This is a genomic window from Chitinimonas sp., from assembly GCF_041904975.1.
GTDB lineage: Bacteria > Pseudomonadota > Gammaproteobacteria > Burkholderiales > Chitinimonadaceae > Chitinimonas.
In genome coordinates this window covers 7135-9794 of sequence record NZ_JAYRLZ010000156.1, presented here as the reverse complement: position 1 = coordinate 9794, position 2660 = coordinate 7135, and the positions used below count along the sequence as shown (strand labels likewise).

Sequence of the window (2660 nt, the reverse complement as noted above, 5' to 3'; positions counted from 1 at the left end):
TGCCCGGCTACCCCCGGGGGGCCGCGGGGGCTGCCCCCGCTCCTACCAAACCGGTTTTGAGTATTTCTTCAGTGTTTGATCCAGCTGGCTGGCCGTTTTTCCAGGAACGCGGTCAACCCCTCCTGGCCTTCGGCGCTGACGCGCTGGACGGCGATGCGGCTGGCGCAGTGGTGGTTCAGGTCTTCACAAATCGGGCGATTGGCCACTTCTGCCACCAGGCGCTTGGCCGAGGCCATCGATTCCGGGCCGTTGTTGAGCAGCTGGGCGGCCCAGCTATGGGCCATGGTCAGTACTTCATCGCGCGGCACGATTTCGTGCACGAGGCCAATGCGCTGGGCGGTGGCGGCATCGAAGCGCTCGGCCGACACAAAATAGCGGCGTGCATGGCTGGCGCCGATCTTGCTGATTACATAGGGCGAAATCACCGCCGGGATCAAGCCCAGCTTCACTTCAGTAAGGGCAAACAGCGCTTCGGGTGCCGCGAACACCATATCGCAGCAGGCAACAAGGCCGACGCCGCCGCCATAGGCCGGGCCCTGCACGGCGGCGACCACTGGCTTACCCAGGGTGTTGAGGGTATGCATCAGCCGCGCCAGCAGCTTGGCATCGGCCAGGTTCTCGGCCTCGCTATAACTGGCCATGCGCTTCATCCAGCCCAGATCAGCCCCGGCCGAGAAGCTCTTGCCGGCGGCGGCCAGTACCACCACCCGCACATTGGTGGCGGCGTTCAGCTCTTCCAGCGCGGCGATCAGGCCGGCGATCAGATGATCGTCAAAGGCGTTATGGCGCTCGGCATTATTCAGCGTCAGCGTGGCGACGCCGTTGGCGGCGATTTGGGTGGTCAGGTGGTGGCTCATGATGTCTCCTGGAGTAGTCCACTGTCCGAGAGCCAACGAGGCTCCCTCGCGGCGGCGAGGGCGGGGGGAGTGGAGTCGATCAGCAAGGCTCGGTTATTGATCAGTTGCGGCTTGACGCCCGGCTTCGCCGGGCGAGGAAGGGATAGCTGTTGCCCTCGAATGTTGGCTATTTCCCCTACATCCGGAACACGCCGAACTTGGTCTCTTCAATCGGCTTGTTCAGGCTGGCGGAAATCGCCAGGCCCAGTACGCGGCGGGTGTCTTTGGGGTCGATGATGCCGTCGTCCCACAGGCGGCTGGTGGCGTAGTAGGGGTGGCTTTGCGATTCGAACTGGTCGCGCAGCGGCTTCTTGATCGCTTCGCGCTCTTCTTCGGTGATCTGCTGGCCCTTCTTGGCCAGCGCCTCTTCGCGCACCTGGGCCAGCACGCCGGCCGCCTGCTCGCCGCCCATCACCGCGATGCGGGCGTTAGGCCACATGAACAGGAAGTTGGGGCTGTAGGCGCGGCCGCACATGCCGTAATTGCCGGCGCCGTATGAGCCGCCGATGACCACGGTGAACTTCGGTACCTTGCTGGTGGCCACCGCGGTCACCATCTTGGCGCCATGCTTGGCAATGCCTTCGGCTTCGTACTTTTTGCCGACCATAAAGCCGGTGATGTTCTGCAGGAATACCAGCGGGATATTGCGCTGGCTGCACAGCTCGATAAAGTGCGCACCCTTCTGGGCTGATTCGGAAAACAGCACGCCATTGTTGGCGACGATGCCGACCGGCATGCCGTAGATATGGGCGAAGCCGGTGACCAGGGTGGCGCCGTAGGTTTCCTTGAACTCGTCGAACTGGCTGCCATCAACGATACGGGCAATCACCTGGCGGATATCGAAGGGCTTTTTCAGGTCGGCGCCGACGATGCCGTACAGCTCCTCACTCGGGTAGAGCGGGGCTTGTACCGGCTTCATCGCCACCGTCATCGGCTTTTGCCAGTTCAGATTGGCGACGATGCGGCGCACCTGGTCGAGCGCATGGGCGTCGTTATGGGCGTAATAGTCGGCCACGCCGGAAATCTTGGCGTGCACATCGGCGCCGCCCAGGTCTTCGGCACTGACTACCTCGCCGGTGGCGGCCTTCACCAGCGGCGGGCCGGCCAGGAAGATGGTGGCCTGGTTCTTCACCATGATGCTGTAGTCGCTCATCGCCGGCACATAGGCACCACCGGCGGTACAGGAGCCCATCACCGCCGCAATCTGCGGCACGCCTTGCGCGCTGAGGTTGGCCTGATTGAAGAAGATGCGGCCAAAGTGGTCGCGGTCCGGGAACACTTCGTCCTGGTTCGGCAAGTTGGCGCCACCCGAGTCGACCAGGGCGATGCAGGGCAGGCGATTCTGCATGGCGATTTCCTGCGCACGCAGATGCTTTTTGACCGTGATCGGGTAGTAAGTGCCACCCTTCACCGTGGCATCGTTGGCGATGATCATGCATTCCACCCCCGACACCCGGCCGATGCCGGCAATCAGGCCGGCCGATGGCACCTGGTCGTCGTACTGGCCATGGGCAGCCAGTTGGCCGATTTCCAGAAACGGCGAGCCGATATCGAGTAGCTGCGCTACCCGGTCACGCGGCAGCAGCTTGCCGCGGGCAGTGTGGCGATCGCGGGCGACCTGGCCACCGCCTTGCTCGACGGCAGCGGCCTTCTGGCGCAGCTCGTCCACCAGGGTCTGCATGGCGGCGGCATTGTTCTGGAACTGTTCGGACTTTGCGTTGATGGTGTTGGGCAGTGTGTTCATCGATGTTGTAGGTCGGAATT

Annotated in this window: 2 protein-coding genes; both read right to left on the bottom strand. The window is 63.2% G+C overall.

Annotated elements, in window-relative coordinates:
• Positions 1–68 precede the first annotated feature (68 nt).
• On the bottom strand, positions 69–857 hold the full coding sequence (locus ACE3OH_RS14310; RefSeq protein ID WP_374354130.1) for an enoyl-CoA hydratase-related protein: 789 nt from the start codon (positions 855–857) through the stop codon (positions 69–71).
• 175 nt (positions 858–1032) lie between these two features.
• Complete coding sequence (locus ACE3OH_RS14305; RefSeq protein WP_374354133.1) at positions 1033–2640, bottom strand: carboxyl transferase domain-containing protein; 1608 nt, start codon at positions 2638–2640, stop codon at positions 1033–1035.
• Positions 2641–2660 lie beyond the last annotated feature (20 nt).